The sequence below is a fragment of the Micromonospora sp. CNZ297 genome (genome assembly GCF_007827625.1).
The window spans coordinates 1-15,828 of record NZ_VISU01000007.1 but is presented as its reverse complement, the minus strand read 5'-3'; the positions used below and the strand labels follow the sequence as shown (position 1 = coordinate 15,828).

Genomic DNA, 15,828 nt, shown 5'->3' with positions numbered 1-15,828 from the left:
GCTCCCCAGTCGACACGATACGGCGTCTATCGATCAGGGTAGAGAGGTTGCGCTCGGGTTACCAGGCTCACCGTCCGATGTGGGCGTCCATCCAGGCGACCGCGACGCGTACCGCACCGGATATCGGCAGCAGCCGGGCCGGTGCGTCCCCTACCGTCCCGTGCCGGGTGAACGCCGCCCGGTCGAGTTCCGCGCCGATCGCGGGAAAAGGGCCCGCATCCAGGTGCGGAGCCTCGAATTCCAGCCGTTCCCGGCGGCCGTCGCGCAGCACGTAGCAGCGGTACGGACGACGCGGCGCCGGGCGGCGTGACCGGTACTCGGCGAGGTGCAGCGCGGTGCATGTCGCATAGCCGACACCGAGCAGCAGCGTCCGGGCGCCGGCCGCCTCCAGGGCGGCGAGCGGGGACCGCTCCCCGAGGTGGGAGTCCAGGTCGTGGACGCGCATCAGCTCCTCCGCCCGCGGCCCCCACGCGCTGAACGACGTCTGCGGGTGCCGGCTGCGGACCGCGCCGGGCAGCCGCCGTACGTGCTCGGCGAACGCGCCGACCCCGAACGACGGCGTGACGGCCGGGTCGAAGCCGGGCATCCGGTCCTCGTACGCCAGGCGTTCCTCGTCGGTCAGCCCGGCGGTCGCGGCGCGGTACGCGGCGCTGCTCACCGAGTTGTCAGGGGTCTGCGCCGGGACCACGACGGTGCCGGACGGACCGACGGCGGCCCGCAGCGCTGCAGCCAGGGTGCCCGACCCGCCGTCCACCGGCCCGAGCGCCCGCAGGGAGCAGTGTACGAGCACCACGTCACCGGGGCCGAGCCCGAGCGCGCGCAGGTCGGCGGCGAGCGTGCCGGCCCGGTACGCGGTCCGGGCGGCGGTCACGACGGCCACCCGGACATCGAACGCGCGACCTGCCGGACCAGCCGCGAGCCCGCCGGGGTGAGCGCGTCCGCCCGTTGCAGCGCGCCGATCGCCTCGGCCGTCCAGTCGCGGTACCGGCGGTAGACCGCCTGCGCGCCGTCGACCTGACGGTCGGCCCGGATCCGCCACATGTCGGCCACCGCCGCGTGCGCGTAGATGCCGTGCAGGACGGCCTCGGCGGGCCGCGGGTCGGGCCGCCAGCCCACTGTGATGTCGATCGGCCGCGTGCCGTCGACCAGGTCGCAGATGTCCAGCAGCGCGTTCATCTTGCTGTGCTGGAACTCGTGCACGAGCAGCACCGCGAGCGATCCGGCGTCGGTCTCCGTGGCCGCGACACCGCCGAACGCCTGCCGCGCGGTCGACGCCTCGCTGACACCCGCGCCGCTGCGCCGCAGCGGCACCACGGCCCGCAGCCCGGCGCGCAACTCCTCGGCGTGGCCCGGCACCTCGTCCCGGATCACCTGCCACGCCGCCGCGAACGTCTCGGCCCAGCGCGCGGCGCCCGCGTCGTCGAGCCGGTCACCGGCGGGCAGCCGGTGGCAGTCGCGGTGCGGGTCGCCGTCCTCCAGCAGGACGCTCACGTCCGGCGCGGCGAGTACGCGGGTCGGCCACCACCGGGGCGCGTCCCCGGGCGTTCCGGGACGGATCGCCACTGTCACGTCCCCGGCGGCCACCCGTAGCGAACCCGGGCCGGTCTCGACCCGTGCGGCGCCGTCGCCCACCTCGGGCAGAAGCACGGTGCCCACTGTCGGCAGGTGCAGGCGGCCGGACCGCACCGGCACGTCGAGGCGTACCGGGGTGCCGGCGTCGAGCGCGGCGGCGACGGCGAGCGCGCTCAGGTAGTCAGGCCCCTGCCGGGCGCCGGTGCCGCTGCCGGCGAGGCAGTCGACAGCCCACGCCCGCACGTACGGGTGGGCCGCGATCCGGGCGACGGACTCCGGCGCGCTGCGGTCGAGGGCGGTCAGCGCCTCCCAGCCGTCGGCTCCGGCCCCGCCGGCCGGCAGGCGGTCGGCCACTTCGGCGAGCAGCGCGCGGACGATGGCGATCTGTGCCTCCACGAGCCGGCCGATGGCGACCCGGTCGCCGGTCAGTGCCGCGAGGCGGTCGATGAAGTCGTCGGGCAGGCCGGCGTCGAGCCGGACGGGTGCTGGTGGGTTCTCGTTCACGTGCACGATCAGCTCTTTCAGATCGGCGCAGTAGACACTCGGATGATCGAAGTGCCCGGCGCCGTACCGGTGGGCGAAGAGTCCGCCGCCGCACTGGTCGACCACCGGGCACCGCCGGCACTCGTCGCTGAGCCCGGCCCGGCCGGAGCGGCGGCGGGCCAGGAGCGGGCTGGCCGCCACGTCGTCGGCCGCGTGCGAGAAGACGGTCATGCCGGTGGCCGGCGCGCCGTCGTACGCGGTCTTGAGCGAGTCCGCCTGCTCCCACTCGCCGTCCGTCTCGACGACCGCCAGGTCGACCGGGTCGAGACCGAGCCACTCGGTGCCGCTGGGTCCGCCCGCGGCGGTGGACAGCAGCGAGTCGAAGAGGCGGACGGAGACCGGTCGGCCGTCCGCCAGCCAGCGGTCGTAGACGGCGCGCAGCCAGCCCGCGTACGCGGTGCCGCCGCCGGCCGGCCGCCACGGCGGGTCGTCCCAGGTGGCGTGCGGGAGCAGGAAGTCGATCCGCGGTGGCTCCTGGGCGAGCAGCGATTCGTACACCGCGATCGGGTCGTTGCGCACGTCCACCGTGCACAGCAGGCCCGAGTAGATCCGCCGGTACGCCGGGCGGCGCAGCAGGCCGAGGGCGCGGAGCACCTGGTCGTAGCTGCCGGCGCCGGACCGGAAGCGCCGGTGCCTGTCGTTGGCGGCACGGTCGCCGTCGAGCGAGACGCCGACCGCGACATCGTGTTCGGCGAGCAGGTCGCAGAGCTGCTCGGAGAGCAGTACGCCGTTTGTCTGCATGCCGAGCCGGAGCCGGGTGACCGGGGCGATGACCCGCCGGAGGTCCGCGAGCACCTCGTCGAGCCGCTCGGCGCCGAGCAGCAGTGGTTCCCCGCCGTGCAGGATCACCGTGACGTCCGGCAGGTCGTGGGCCGCGGCGTGTTCGGCGATCCGCCCGGCCGCGGTCCGGAGCACCTCCGGCGTCATCCGTACCGGGCGGCGCCGCCAGCTCTGGTCGGCGTGTTCGTAGACGTAGCAGTGGTCGCACGCCAGGTCACACCTGGCGTGCACCTTGAGGACGAACTCGGTGAGCGCCGCGCGGGCGGGCCCCGGGGCCATCGCGGATCAGATGAACGACGAGAACTTCGCCGCCGGGATCCGGGTCTGATCGAGGTGAGCCGCCATCACCCGGCGCACGATGGGGGAGATGTCCGCGGCGGAGAGCCGGTCGAGCGGCTCCGCGCGGACCCTGCCCAGCGAGACCGGGGGCTCATCCTGGCGCAAGGGTGCGGTTGTCATGAGTCTTCCTTAGGTTCGTGCACACGCCAGGCGGGGAACAACAAGCAACGGCTCAAAATAAAGGCTCTGTGAGCCGGGCGCTATCGACCCACCGGTGGGAAGCAGTGCATTTTGGACGGTTGCGCGACCGGCGGCTGCTGTGCCGTCGAGGGAGCGACCTGGGGGATCAATATTATGTCCCTTTTTGCCCATCCGACATGATTCCAAAGTCCATACTTTTACAGAAATCGTCCACCTCGACGCGTGCTCGAGGTGGACGACCACTGTCTCCGGCGCTCAGACGGCCGGGCCGCTCCCGGACGGCGTGCCGAGGCGGATGTCGACGTCGGCCGGTTCGGTCATCTGGTCGTACGCCTTGGTCCGGAGCCGGTTGGTCTGCACCTCGCCGTCGAGCAGCGCGGCCCGCAGCGCCTCCGCGTCGCTGATCTCCTTGGCGGTCACCGCGTCGGCCGCTGTCGTGGCGCCCTGCACCACCTCCAGGTGGGTGCCGTCGGTGGGCATCAACTCGGTCCACTTCGCCAGGCAGTACACCCGCTCCGGCACGTCCTGGCACTCGGTGGTCAGCTCGGGCATCTCGTCGCCGGTGCCGAGGTGGCCGGTCCGGTACGTCGTCAGCTCGTCCACGAACGCCGCCAGCTCGTGCTCCACCTGGGGCGCCAGGCTGGTCGCCACCACCTTGCCGAAGATCCACCGCAGCGCGGTCAGCTCCATGCCGGCCCGTACCGGCAGGTAGAGCTTCGCCCAGCTCGCGTTGACGAAGTCGCCGGGGTCGCGCTCCGGGGCGCGGGCGTCGCCGCCGGACCACCAGCCGGGGTACGCCACGAACGACGCGCGCTCCCAGTCGAAGACGCGGTGCCAGAAGTCGATCTCCCACGCCTCGTCCCGCACGCTGGCCGGGAAGTGCGTCTCCACGATCTGCGAGACCATCTCGTTCACCGGCGAGAAGCCGGCCCGCAGCCGCGCCTCGAACTCGTCCCCGGCCGTCTCCGCCGCGGCAAGCGCCTCGTCGCGCCGGTCCTGCCACTCCTGGAGATCGGTCAGGTAGCCCGCGACGAGCGCGTTGTACGCCGCGTCGTCGGCGGTCTGGTCCACCACCGTCGGGGTACGCCGGAATCCGGCGGCGAGCTGCACGTCGGCACCCGGACCCGCCAGCCAGCTCCGGGCGCCGACGTGCACGCGTACGCGCAGCACGGGCCGGCCGTCCGCCTCGGTGACCACCGGCACGCCCACCACCCGGGCGGCGATCGCGTCCGGCGGACGGCGGGTGATCAGCGTGAGGTTCTGCCGGATCGTGTCGATGTCGCCGTCCCACTCCCAGCCGGCGTCGAACGCGACGTCGACGTCGTAGTCGGCGCTCATGTCGCCGGTGAATCCCCACTTGTCGAGCGTGACCACGGGGGAGTACACGACGCGCGTCTCCACCGCGGCGGGCGCGCCACGCGGCGGGCGCTCCGGCTTCACCGGCGCCGGAGGCAGCGCGGCGACCGCGTTGTCGCGGATCCGCTGCCGTCCGCCGATGATCTTCTGGGCGAAGGCGAACGCCGGATCCTTGATCGTGGGGGCCCAGCAGACCCGTGCCCCGTACCGCTCGTGGGCCAGCTCCAGCCGTTGCAGCACCTTGAAGTAGTGCAGCGTGATCGGCGTGGCCCGGTTCGGGTTGCGGACGGTGCGCTTCGAGGAGGACTCCGTACCGGTCTCGCTGACCAGCTTGAAATCGGTCCTGTGCTGGGTGCGGTAGCGCGCCGCGACCTTCGAGGTGGCGGTCCGGCTGTCCTTCACGGCGCGGCGGCTCGTCTCCTGGCTCGCCGCGGTGACGCTGCTGGCGAAGCCGATGGTGTGGCTGGCGTTGAAGGTGCCCCAGACGCCGGTCGGGCTGGTGTACTGGCCGGTGTGGCTCGCGTTGAGCCCCCAGGTGTCGGTGAGCGACTTCTGCCGCTCGAAGCCCTCCTGGAGTTCTGTGGTGAGCGCGCTGGTCAGCTCGACGTCGGTCTGCTGTTCCGACTCGTTCTGCTCCTCCAGGGTCAGCTCGCGCTTGGTGTAGGTGCGCTGCTCCAGCACCGCTTCCTCGCCGGGGGCGAGCGCCAGCGCGTAGACGTGCTCGCCGAGCGCGAAGCCCACCGGCCGGATCCGGGTGCGGTCGAGGAACGCGATGCCCACGTCGGACTGGAGCAGGCCGGCGAGGAACTCCGCCTGCTGGTCGCCGAGGAGCGTCTGGCGTCGCGCCGGCGGCTCCCGGTACGACATGCCCGAGTCGGCGCCGGGCAGCGCCTCGGTGGCGGCGTCCATCTCGTTGGCCTTCCACAGGTCGTAGAGGCCGAGTTCCTTGAGCAGGTGCGGCAGCCGGTCGCCGTCGAGCCCGCCGTAGCGGATCGCCTCGATCAGCGCCTGCTTGACGTAGAACGGCAGGATGGGCGTCTCGCCACCGCCGAAGGTGAGCCGGACCGGTACGAAGTAGTTGGAGTAGACGTACCGGTCGGAATGCGCGGTGCTGAAACCAAGCGTCGCCGGATCGGCGTCGGCGACGACGACTCTGCCCATCGGTGCTCCTCTACAGCGGCAGTTCGAACAGGGATTGCAGCCCTCGGTACGTCATCTCGTGCGAGGTGACGAAGAATCCGGGGAACAACTGGCTGAGGGCGGCCTGACGGAGGACCGTCTCGCGTACGGCGTGCGTGGTCAGCTCTTCGAGGCCGGCGACGACCTCCGCCGGGACGCCGCCCTTCGCGGCTCGCTGGTACGCCTCCGCGATCGCCTCCCAGCGACCGTCGAACGTCTCCCCGAGGTCGTCGGCGACGGTTCCCCAGGTCTTCTCGAAGCGCTCCAGCTTCGTCGAGGACGTCCAGTCGACGTTCGTGACGCGGGCCGCCTCGGGGTCGACGAGCAGCAGGTCGGAGCGGAGGTCACCGACCGTGGTGGACGCCTTCCACCGGAACCGTTCGGCGAGGTGGGTGGCGAGCGCCTTCTCCGCGCCGGTCGCGGCCGGGTTGCCGGTGAACCCGACGAGCCGCAGCAGCAGATCCCGGTCCGGGTGGCCGAGCAGCATCTGCGCGACCGTCTGGCGCAGCACCGCCTCGGAGCCGCGCAGCGCGGGCGCCAGCTCCGGGTGGGCCGCGCGGACCGCCTCGACCACTGTCGCCAGCGACTTCTCCGCGAACGGCTCCAGGCCTGGTGACCGGCCGACGAGCTGCGTGACCTCGGCCGCCATCCGCCGGTGCACCTGCTGGCCGAGCCGCCACGGTTGCGCCTGCCCGGCCTTGCGCAGCGCGCGGAACTCCTCGTACGCGACGGTCTGGAGTGCCCTGTTGAACGCGGTGGTCAGCCGCTGCTCCAGTTGCCGGGCGATGGCGGCGCGTACGGCGGCGGCCCGGATGTCCCGGGGTGTCTTCGGCGGTTTCAGCTCGCGCAGGTCCTCGACCCGCTTGATGATCTCGTCGAGCGCCTCGGTCAGCTCGGCGCGGGTCGCGGCGCGGCCGGCCGACGAAACCGTCTCCGACATGCTCGCCATCAGCACGGGCCGGCCGTCGAGGCTCACCAGCGCGCCGAGCCGGGTGCCCGCACCGGCGCCGGCGAACGCCTCGGCGTGCGCCGCCTGGTTGAACACGGTCAGTGTGAGTTCGGCGTCGACGAGCAGCGCCCGGCCCTGCCGGAACAGCGCGTCGAGCACCTTCGGGGGGAAGAGCGTCCGCAGCATCGCGAGGCCCACCTGAGGCGTGGCGACGATCGCCGCCCGGCCGATCGCCACCAGCAGCGCGGCCGTCTGCGCGGTCAGCAGGCGCGCCTCCCGGGCGCCCGCGAGCAGCAGCGGTACATACCGGACGGCGGCGCGCACCGCGACGCCGCCGAGCAGCCGGGCGAGCTGCACCAGACCGGTGAGCACCTGGTAGAGGTCGCCGGCGACGCGGCCGAGCAGGCGGCCGGCGGCGAACGGGTCGAGGTCGTCCAGGTGCCGGGCGAACTGGGCGGCCCAGCCGCGCCACAGCGCCAGCAGCCGTTCCGGAACCGTCGTCGGGTCCAGCGCGGCGACGATGCCGGCCAGCGCCTGGCGTACGACTGTGGCCTGGTCGGCGAGGCGCTGCACACCGGCGCGCGGGTCGACTGTGAGCACGATGAGCGTGGTGAACTGCTCCTGCTGGAGACGGCCGATCAACTGCACGAGCTTGCCGAGGTCGACCACCACCGTCGCGACGGATTCCCCGACGCCGACGGCGAAGCCGTCCAGGAACAGCTTCGGGTTGATCCCGTTCCAGGCCGCGTAGTGCCGCATCGCGTCGAGCAGCGCCGGATCGAGGCCGAGCAGGTAGCGACGGAACGTGCCGTCGGAGTCGACGTCGGAGGCGGTCAGGTCGAAGAACGCCTCGGCCAGCCGGAGCTTCGCGAGCATCGAGACCAGGTCCCAGACGTTGTCCGGGGTGATGCGGCCGGTCATCGCGGCCAGCACCCGCTCGCGGGTCATCGACCGCGTGGCGTGTGCGTCCATCCAGTACTTGACCGTCAGCGCGACGAACTCCACCCGTGGATCATGGGTGCGTACGCCGAAGACCGCGGCCCGGTCCTCGGCGGACACCCGCGGCACGCTGAACCAGTCCCGGATCATGACGGATTCGTTCGCCGGCTGCCCCAACTCCCCCACCACCCCTCCAGCCGTGTGCACTGTCGGGCCGCGCTGAGGGCGGCGGTAGTGCTGGGTCGAGAAGCTGACATGGCCCCACGGCGTCACGCGCCCGTCGTCCATCGACTGTTACGACTTGACGAACGAAGTGTTATCGCTCACAGTCGATGGCACAGGGCGGCGCCTTCGGCGGCTCACCGGGCGGGCGCGGATGGCCACGTGGCAGGCCGGGTGTGGGATCAGTGCGCTTCGACGAATTGTTAGCGCTCACAAATGTCTGATCTGAGGGAGGAACATGTTCGCATTCGGTAGGTCCCCATCGACTGTGTCGCCGCCACGACGGCGCGGATGGCTGCCGCGCGTCGTCGCGACGGGTGCGGCCGCGGTACTCGTCGGCGCCGGCGCCGTGGCGGTCGTGTCCGCGCCCGCCGCCGCCGCGAGCGTCGACACGAACGCCTGGTACGTCCTTGTGAACCGCAACAGCGGCAAGGCGCTCGACGTCTACAACCTGGCCACCAACGACGGCGCGCGGATCGTGCAGTGGTCGCGCAACAACGGCAACCAGCAGCAGTGGCAGTTCGTCGACTCCGGCGGCGGCTACTACCGGCTGAAGTCCCGGCTGTCCGGCAAGGTGCTCGACGTCTACAACTGGTCGACCGCAAACGGCGGCAGCATCGTGCAGTGGTCCGACCTCAACGGGACCAACCAGCAGTTCCGGCTGGCCGACTCCGACAGCGGCTACGTCCGGCTGATCAGCCGCCACAGCAACAAGGTGGTGGAGGTGCAGGGCGCCTCGACCGCCGACGGCGGAAACATCGTCCAGTACGATGACTGGAACGGCGCCAACCAGCAGTGGCAGCTCGTACGGGTGGACGGTGGCGGCGGCAACCCCACCACGCCGCCTCCGACGACGCCGCCTCCGGGTGGCACGTGCAACCTGCCGTCGTCGTACCGGTGGTCGTCCACTGGCGCACTGGCACAGCCGCGCTCGGGCTGGGTGTCGTTGAAGGACTTCACTGTGGTGCCCTACAACGGGCAGCATCTGGTGTACGCGACGACGCACGACACCGGCTCGTCGTGGGGGTCGATGAACTTCGGCCTGTTCTCGAACTGGTCGCAGATGGCCTCGGTCAGCCAGAACGCGATGTCGTCGGGCACTGTGGCGCCTACCCTGTTCTACTTCGCGCCGCGCAACATCTGGGTCCTGGCCTACCAGTGGGGACCGACCGCGTTCTCCTACCGCACCTCGACCAACCCGACCAACCCGAACGGGTGGTCGTCGGCGCAGCCGCTGTTCACCGGCAGCATCTCCGGTTCCGGCACCGGCCCGATCGACCAGACCCTGATCGCCGACGACCAGAACATGTACCTGTTCTTCGCCGGTGACAACGGCAAGATCTACCGCTCCAGCATGCCCCTGGGCAACTTCCCCGGCAGCTTCGGCTCCACCTACACCACCATCATGTCGGACTCGACGAACAACCTGTTCGAAGCCGTGCAGGTCTACAAGCTCCAGGGCCAGACCCGCTACCTGATGATCGTCGAGGCGATCGGCTCCCAGGGCCGCTACTTCCGCTCCTTCACCGCCACCAGCCTCAACGGGTCGTGGACGCCGCAGGCGGCCACCGAGTCCAACCCGTTCGCCGGCAAGGCCAACAGCGGCGCCACCTGGACCAACGACATCAGCCACGGCGAACTCATCCGCACCACCGCCGACCAGACCTTCACCGTCGACCCCTGCAACCTCCAACTGCTCTACCAAGGCCGCTCCCCCAACTCCGGCGGCGACTACGGCCTCCTGCCCTACCGACCCGGACTACTCACCCTCCAGCGCTGAGCGCGTACCCCGAGATCTGGAGAGCCCGGCCCCGCGACCACGCGGGCCGGGCTCTCCGGCCTCTCGCCCGACGGCGATCGTTGCCCTGGAGGCAACGACGGTGGCCCGGTCAGTCGTTGATCGGCACCGTCCCGCCCGGGAGTGTGGAGGTCGTCACCACCTCCCGAGCGAAGGGTTGGGCAGATGTCCTTCCAGGCGTACCTCGACGCGATCGAGGACAAGACCGGCAAGACCCCGCGCGTCCTGGTCGACGAGGCCAAGGAGCGCGGCTACGACGCGGCCGACGTCAAGGCGGGCGTGATCGTGGCCTGGCTGAAGGACGAGTACGGCCTCGGCCGGGGACACGCGATGGCTCTGATCCACGTGATCAAGAATGGGCCGAGGATCAGCGCCAAGCACGTCGGCTCCACCGGCTCCCACCGCGACGACAGCGACACGCTGTGGCTGGACGGCAAGGCCGCCCGAGCCTCCGCGTAGCGGCTGTGGACAGCGACGCCTATCGTTCGCCCCATGGGAGCGATCAAGCCGTGGCACCTGTTCGTCCTGACGCTCTGCTGCCTGCTGCCGCTCATCGCGGCAGTGGTGGCGGTGGTGTGGACGCGGCGGAGTCGCCGCTGACCCGTCAGCGGCCGGCGGCGAACTCCTCCACCGCCGTGCAGACCCGCCCGAGCGCCTCGGCCGAGGCCGCCAGCGGCCCGGGCACCATCATCGAGTGGTCGGCGTCGGCGACCTCCACCACGTACGGGGTCAGCCGGCGCGCCACCGCACCGTCCCAGAACCGGTCGCCGGTGCCGCCGGCCAGCAGGAACGGCGCGGTGGCCCGGCCCAGCGGCTCCCGTACCGCGGGATCGGTCAGCAGCGGCGTCAGCCACACCGCCGGGATGCCCCGGTCGGCGGCGAGCGGCGCGGCGAAACTACCGAGCGACTTGCCCACGAGCAGATCCACCCCGGCGTCGAGAACCGGATCCAGCTGCTCGGCGACCCACTCCGGCGCGCTGTCGAGCCGCAGCTCGCCCAGCGACCGCCAGGTCACCTCGTGCACCTCGAAACCGAGCCGGCGCAGCGCCTCCCCGATGTAGACGAAGAGCGGTCCCCGGGTGTCGTAGCCCTGTCCCGGTGCGAGTACCGCGCGCCGATCCGCCATGGTCGCCTCCCTTGCGTTCGATCGATGCGTCACGCTAGCCGCTGCATGGATTGCCGGTGACCCCTCGGCCTCACAGCCGTTCCGGGGTACGGATGCCGAGCAGGTCCAGGCCCTGCCGCAGCACCCGCCCGGTCAGGTCGCACAACACGAGCCGGCTCTCCCGCACCGGCCCCTCGGCCCGCAGCACCGGGCAGCGCTCGTAGAACGCGCTGAACGCGACCGCCAGCCGGTGCAGGTAGGCGGTCAGCCGGTGGAACTCCAACCCGCTCGCCACCTCCTCGACCACCGCGGCGAAGCCGACCAGCTCCATGGCGAGCGCCCGCTCGGCCGGCTCGGCGAGCGAGACCTCCGCGTCCGGCCGCGCCGCCGCGCCGGCCCGCCGGAAGATCGACCTGACCCGGGAGTACGCGTACTGGAGGTATGGCGCGGTGTTCCCGTCCAGTGACAGCATCCGCTCCCAGTCCAGCACGTAGTCCTTGTGCCGGTCCCCGGACAGGTCGGCGTACTTGATCGCGCCGACGCCCACCGCGCGCCCCACCTCGGCGGCCTCCGACTCGCCCAGCTCCGGATTGCGCTCCCGGGCCAGCGCGGTGGCCCGCTGGACCGCCTCGGTGAGCAGCCCGGCCAGCTTCACCGACCCGCCGGCCCGGCTGCGCAGCATCCGCCCGTCCGGGCCGAGGATCGAGCCGAACCCGACGTGCTCGGCCCGCGCCGGTGCGGTGAGCCAGCCGGCCTGCGCGGCGACCGCGAACACCATCTCGAAGTGCCGCCGCTGCGGAAGCCCGACCACGTAGAGCAGCCGGGTCGCGCCGAGCGCGCCGGTCCGGTGCCGCAGCGCGGCCAGATCGGTGGCCGGGTAGCCGTACCCGCCGTCGGACTTGCGCACGATCAGCGGCAACGGCTCGCCGTCACGGCCCACCGAACCGGGCGGGAACACGCAGTCCGCGCCGTCGCTGCGCCGCAGCAGCCCGAGCCGGTCCAGCTCCTCGACAGTCGGCGCGAGCTGGTCGTGGTAGCTGCTCTCGCCCCGGAAGTCGTCGCCGGTCAGGGTCACGTCGAGCAGGTCGTACACGGTCAGGAAGTAGCCCTCCGACTGCGTCACCAGCAACCGCCACAGCCGCAGCGTCGCCGGGTCACCGCCCTGCAACGCCACCACCCGCTGCCGCGACCGCTCCCGGAACGCCTCGTCGTCGTCGAACTTCTCCCGCGCCGCCTTGTAGAACCCGTCCAGGTCACCCATGGACAGCTCCTGCGCCGCACCGGCCTCGCCCAGGTCGAGCAGGTGCTCGATCAGCATGCCGAACGGTGTGCCCCAGTCACCGAGGTGGTTGGCGCGCAGCACCCGGTGCCCGAGCCACTCCAGCGTCCGCGCCGCCGCGTCCCCGATCACAGTCGACCGCAGGTGCCCGACGTGCATCTCCTTCGCCACGTTCGGCCCCGAGTAGTCGACCACCACCGTCTCCGGCTCGGCCACCACTGGCACGCCGAGCCGCGGGTCGGCGGCCAGCGCGGACACCAGCCCGCCGAGCGCGTGCCCGGCCACCGTCAGGTTCAGGAAACCCGGACCGGACACCTCGACCGCCGCGCAGACGTCGGCCAGCGCGGCGCGCTCCCGTACCTCCGCGGCGATCTCCCGCGGCGGCCGGCCGAGCCGCCGGGCCAGCCCCAGCGCCGCGTCGGACTGGAAGTCCGCGTGCTGCGAGCGCCGCACGGCCGGGTCCACCGGCACGCCGGCCACCGCCGCGAACGCCGGCGCCAGCCGGTCGGTGAGCAACCTTTCAAGATCCATGAGTACGCCGATCTCGCTGTTGATCCGCCGCGCGGATCACCTGACGGGAACGCGACGGCGGAGCGAGGACGATCGATGACGACCGGCGGCTCGATCCGCCGGTCGCAGGAGGGGAAGGCTCAGCGCAGGCGGTCGCGGGACCGCCGGCGTCGCAGCGCGCCGAGCCGGACGTCGGAGGACGTCATCGGGTACGCGTGCGAGCTGGCCATGTCGGCAGCGTAACCGGCCGGTCCGGGGTCGGCGCAAGCGCGTACCCCGGACCGGCTCGCGGTCAGGCCGAGGTGGCGACGGCCTTGCGGTAGCGCTCGGCCCGGCGCCGCACCTGGGTGTACGCGCTGCTCAGGCCCATCGCCCGGCGGACCTCGACGAGTGTGCGGCGCACCTGCTCGCGGGTCCGCTCGGTGCCGGTGACGATCAGCTCGTCGACCAGGCCGGGCTGCGCCTCGAAGCGGACCCGGCGCTCCCGGATCGGGTCCAGGAACCGGTTGAGCGCCGTCGCCAGCGCCTCCTTGACCTCCACGTCACCGACCCGGCCGGCCCGGTAGCGGGCCTTGAGGTCGGCCACCTGCGCCCGGTCCGGATTGAAGATGTCGTGGTACTCGAAGACCGGGTTCCCCTCGACGGTGCCGGGCACGTCGGCGCGGACCCGGTTCGGGTCGGTGTACATCCCCATCACCTTGCGGCGCACCGTCGCCGCGTCGTCGGAGAGCGCGATCGCGTTCCCCTTGCTCTTGCTCATCTTCCCGGCGCCGCCCGTCCCGACCAGCGTGGGCGTCTCCGACATGAGCATGTCGGGCACCGGGAAGACCTCGCCGTAGAGGTGGTTGAACCGGCGGGCGATCTCCCGGGTCACCTCGACGTGCGCGGCGTTGTCCTTTCCGACCGGCACGACCTGGCCCTTGACGCAGAGGATGTCGGCGGCCTGGAGCACCGGGTAGCCGAGCAGGCCGTACGGCATCTCGTCCTTGCCGGCGTCCCGGGTCATCTCCTTCAACGACGGCACCCGTTCCAGCCGGGGCACAGTGATGAGGTTCTGGAACAGCGTGTTCAGGTCGCCGACCTCGGGGATCGCGGACTGGAGGTAGAACGTCGCCCGTTCCGGCTCCACCCCTGCGGCGAGGATGTCGGTGACCATCTCGCGGGCGTTGTGGGCGACCTGCTCGATGTCCGCGCGGCTGTTGCGGGTGGTGAGCATGTGCAGGTCGGCGATGATGAAGAAGCTCTCGTAGCGCTGGTGCAGCCGCACCCGGTTGGCGATGCTGCCCACGTAGTGGCCGAGGTGCAGCCGCCCGGTCGGGCGGTCGCCGGTGAGCATGCGTGCAGAGGACATGGTCGTACGCCTTTCGTGCCGTTCGCTGGCGGGGAGACGCGACCCGGGTGTCACCCAGGTCGGTGGAGCGGGCTCGTCAGAACGAGCGCCGCCATCGCCCGCCGGCGCGGAAACGGAGTCCGCCGGCACGGAGTACGTCGAGGATCTGCTCCCGGCCGTCGACAGCGTGGCCCGGGAGACCGCTGCGGGTCTCCGGGAGGCAGCTGCGCGGCCGGACCATGACTGACACGGTAACCGCTCACCGGCCTGCTCCGCTGCCTCCTGCCGCGCTTACTGCTGTCGATAGCTCTCCGTGTAGTAGCTGCCGACCCGATCCCGGTACTCGGGGTGGGCGAAGTGGTCCCTGTCGAACGCCGGCGACTCCTTCACCTGCTCCCGGGTGCGGTCCACGTGCACGACGCGGTCCAGGTGGTCGACCTGCGCCACCGTGCCGGCCGGCAGCAGCACCTTCTTGCCGAAGATCCACGGACCGGTGTCCACCACCAGGTACCGCGCGTCCGCATCCTCGTTCGCCTCGTCGATGGAGCCGATCCGCCCGTCCGTCGCCTCCACCCGGTAGCCGGTGAGGTCGATCGGCGTACCCGGGCCGGGGGCGTCCAGGCCGTCGTCCGCCTCGCCGGCGCGCTGTTCCGGCACGTCTCCGGGCCGGGTCTGGTCGTACCCTCCGGCCAGGGCGGACGGATCCCGCCAGGTCCACGGGTTGAACGGCTGCATCGGTGGCACCTCCGTCGAATCGGCTCGACAGAACAGTGCCCCGGCGGCGGGAGCGGAAACGCGTACTGCGCCGACCGCTGGCCTGACCTGGGCGGACGGCGCGCTGGCATACTGGCCGACCATGGTCCTGTCACGTGGTTGGTCGCTGTTCCTGGTCGCCGTCGGCGTCTGGACGTGGGCGATCTGGCCGAGGTTCGCGGTCGCCATCTGGAACGACGAGCGCGCCTGGTCGGCCGGCGTCGTCGGCGAGGGCAGCCCGACCGGCTTCCTCTGGGTACACGCCCTGCTGATCGCCGCCTCCCTGGCCATCGGCACGACTGTGGGAGTCCTGGGCATCCGCGCCTACCGGGCCGCCCGCCGCCCGTCTCCCTCCTCGCCCTCCGCCCCGCGCTCGCCCCGGTGATCAAGGAGTTTGTGTCCGCTGGGGACGTCGTTCGTGACGCGAACTCCTTGATCGCGGGCGCTTGTGGACGGGTGTGACGCGCGCCGCTACCCCTCGATTTGACGTTCAAACCCGCAGACGCGTAACTTTCTCTCTGCCAGCGCGGAACGGGGCAAACGGGACGAAAGCCCGGGAGCACCGAACAGGGCTGGCATCGGGTCCGACCGAGGCTTTCGGCCTTGCGAAGACGCGGTCCGGGCGAGGCCCGCCGAAACGCCGCAGGGCGGATTTGGCGGAGCGGAACCGACCGGGTAAAGTTGTCGACCGGCAGGGCACCGGGCGAGCTTGCGGGAAACCGCAGCGGCCGGCCTGCCAAATCCGATGATCATCGCAGCAGGTGACTGCTGCGCGTGCTCAGCGGCGCCAACCCGTACGAAGCGTGACAGACCGGGACACACGGTTTGACACGGCAGAGACGGTGAGGTAACGTAGTAAACGTGCCCGGCGCGAGAGCGGCGGGTGGTTGAACGAAGTGCCCCGGCTGGGGGTTCCGCTGGTAGCGGTGCTTCTGGTCGGTGTGTGGTTGTTCTTTGAGAACTCAACAGGGTGCTTGTAAAGCCAGTGCCAATTGTTTTATACCCCGTACTGGTCAGGCCTTTTGGTTTGGCT

12 protein-coding genes are annotated in these 15,828 nt (G+C 71.6%); 3 read left to right on the top strand and 9 right to left on the bottom strand.

The window, feature by feature from the left end; translation table 11 throughout:
- Window positions 1-67: 67 nt before the first annotated feature.
- The 5 genes from FB454_RS14825 to FB454_RS14810 all read right to left on the bottom strand — a co-directional run bounded on the left by FB454_RS14825 (window position 68) and on the right by FB454_RS14810 (window position 7,948).
- Window positions 68-880, bottom strand: a complete 813-nt coding sequence (locus tag FB454_RS14825; RefSeq protein ID WP_236619333.1) for an AAC(3) family N-acetyltransferase — start codon at window positions 878-880, stop codon at window positions 68-70.
- Window positions 868-3,174: an FxsB family cyclophane-forming radical SAM/SPASM peptide maturase gene (locus FB454_RS14820; protein WP_013289093.1), complete on the bottom strand. Its 2,307-nt coding sequence runs from the start codon at window positions 3,172-3,174 to the stop codon at window positions 868-870. The genes FB454_RS14825 and FB454_RS14820 overlap by 13 nt, the downstream gene beginning before the upstream one ends.
- A gap of 6 nt (window positions 3,175-3,180) precedes the next feature.
- Window positions 3,181-3,354 (bottom strand): hypothetical protein, encoded by a 174-nt coding sequence (locus FB454_RS34875; protein WP_013289092.1) that lies wholly within the window; start codon window positions 3,352-3,354, stop codon window positions 3,181-3,183.
- A gap of 276 nt (window positions 3,355-3,630) precedes the next feature.
- Complete coding sequence (locus FB454_RS14815) at window positions 3,631-5,892, bottom strand: hypothetical protein (RefSeq protein WP_013289091.1); 2,262 nt, start codon at window positions 5,890-5,892, stop codon at window positions 3,631-3,633.
- 10 nt (window positions 5,893-5,902) lie between these two features.
- Window positions 5,903-7,948, bottom strand: a complete 2,046-nt coding sequence (locus FB454_RS14810; RefSeq protein ID WP_486485421.1) for a hypothetical protein — start codon at window positions 7,946-7,948, stop codon at window positions 5,903-5,905.
- A 310-nt stretch (window positions 7,949-8,258) separates the two neighbouring features.
- Here FB454_RS14810 and FB454_RS14805 point away from each other — a divergent pair, with 310 nt between their 5' ends.
- Both FB454_RS14805 and FB454_RS14800 read left to right on the top strand, forming a co-directional pair.
- On the top strand, window positions 8,259-9,800 hold the full coding sequence (locus FB454_RS14805; RefSeq protein ID WP_145823084.1) for a non-reducing end alpha-L-arabinofuranosidase family hydrolase: 1,542 nt from the start codon (window positions 8,259-8,261) through the stop codon (window positions 9,798-9,800).
- 183 nt (window positions 9,801-9,983) lie between these two features.
- Window positions 9,984-10,277, top strand: coding sequence for a DUF4287 domain-containing protein (locus FB454_RS14800; protein ID WP_013289088.1), 294 nt, complete (start codon window positions 9,984-9,986; stop codon window positions 10,275-10,277).
- A 145-nt stretch (window positions 10,278-10,422) separates the two neighbouring features.
- Here FB454_RS14800 and FB454_RS14795 read toward each other — a convergent pair whose 3' ends face one another.
- The 4 genes from FB454_RS14795 to FB454_RS14780 all read right to left on the bottom strand — a co-directional run bounded on the left by FB454_RS14795 (window position 10,423) and on the right by FB454_RS14780 (window position 14,777).
- Window positions 10,423-10,944 carry an alpha/beta hydrolase gene (locus FB454_RS14795; RefSeq protein ID WP_013289087.1) on the bottom strand — a complete coding sequence of 174 codons (522 nt, stop codon included), beginning with the start codon at window positions 10,942-10,944 and terminating at the stop codon, window positions 10,423-10,425.
- 70 nt (window positions 10,945-11,014) lie between these two features.
- A complete protein-coding gene (gene argS / locus FB454_RS14790) occupies window positions 11,015-12,733 on the bottom strand; it encodes an arginine--tRNA ligase (protein ID WP_145823083.1) in 1,719 nt (572 codons plus the stop codon).
- Between the two features lie 271 nt (window positions 12,734-13,004).
- Window positions 13,005-14,063, bottom strand: coding sequence for a tryptophan--tRNA ligase (trpS, locus tag FB454_RS14785; RefSeq protein WP_145823082.1), 1,059 nt, complete (start codon window positions 14,061-14,063; stop codon window positions 13,005-13,007).
- Between the two features lie 270 nt (window positions 14,064-14,333).
- A complete protein-coding gene (locus FB454_RS14780; RefSeq protein WP_013477419.1) occupies window positions 14,334-14,777 on the bottom strand; it encodes a PRC-barrel domain-containing protein in 444 nt (147 codons plus the stop codon).
- A 121-nt stretch (window positions 14,778-14,898) separates the two neighbouring features.
- Here FB454_RS14780 and FB454_RS14775 point away from each other — a divergent pair, with 121 nt between their 5' ends.
- Window positions 14,899-15,180 carry an SCO4848 family membrane protein gene (locus FB454_RS14775; protein WP_047892758.1) on the top strand — a complete coding sequence of 94 codons (282 nt, stop codon included), beginning with the start codon at window positions 14,899-14,901 and terminating at the stop codon, window positions 15,178-15,180.
- Window positions 15,181-15,828: the final 648 nt, after the last annotated feature.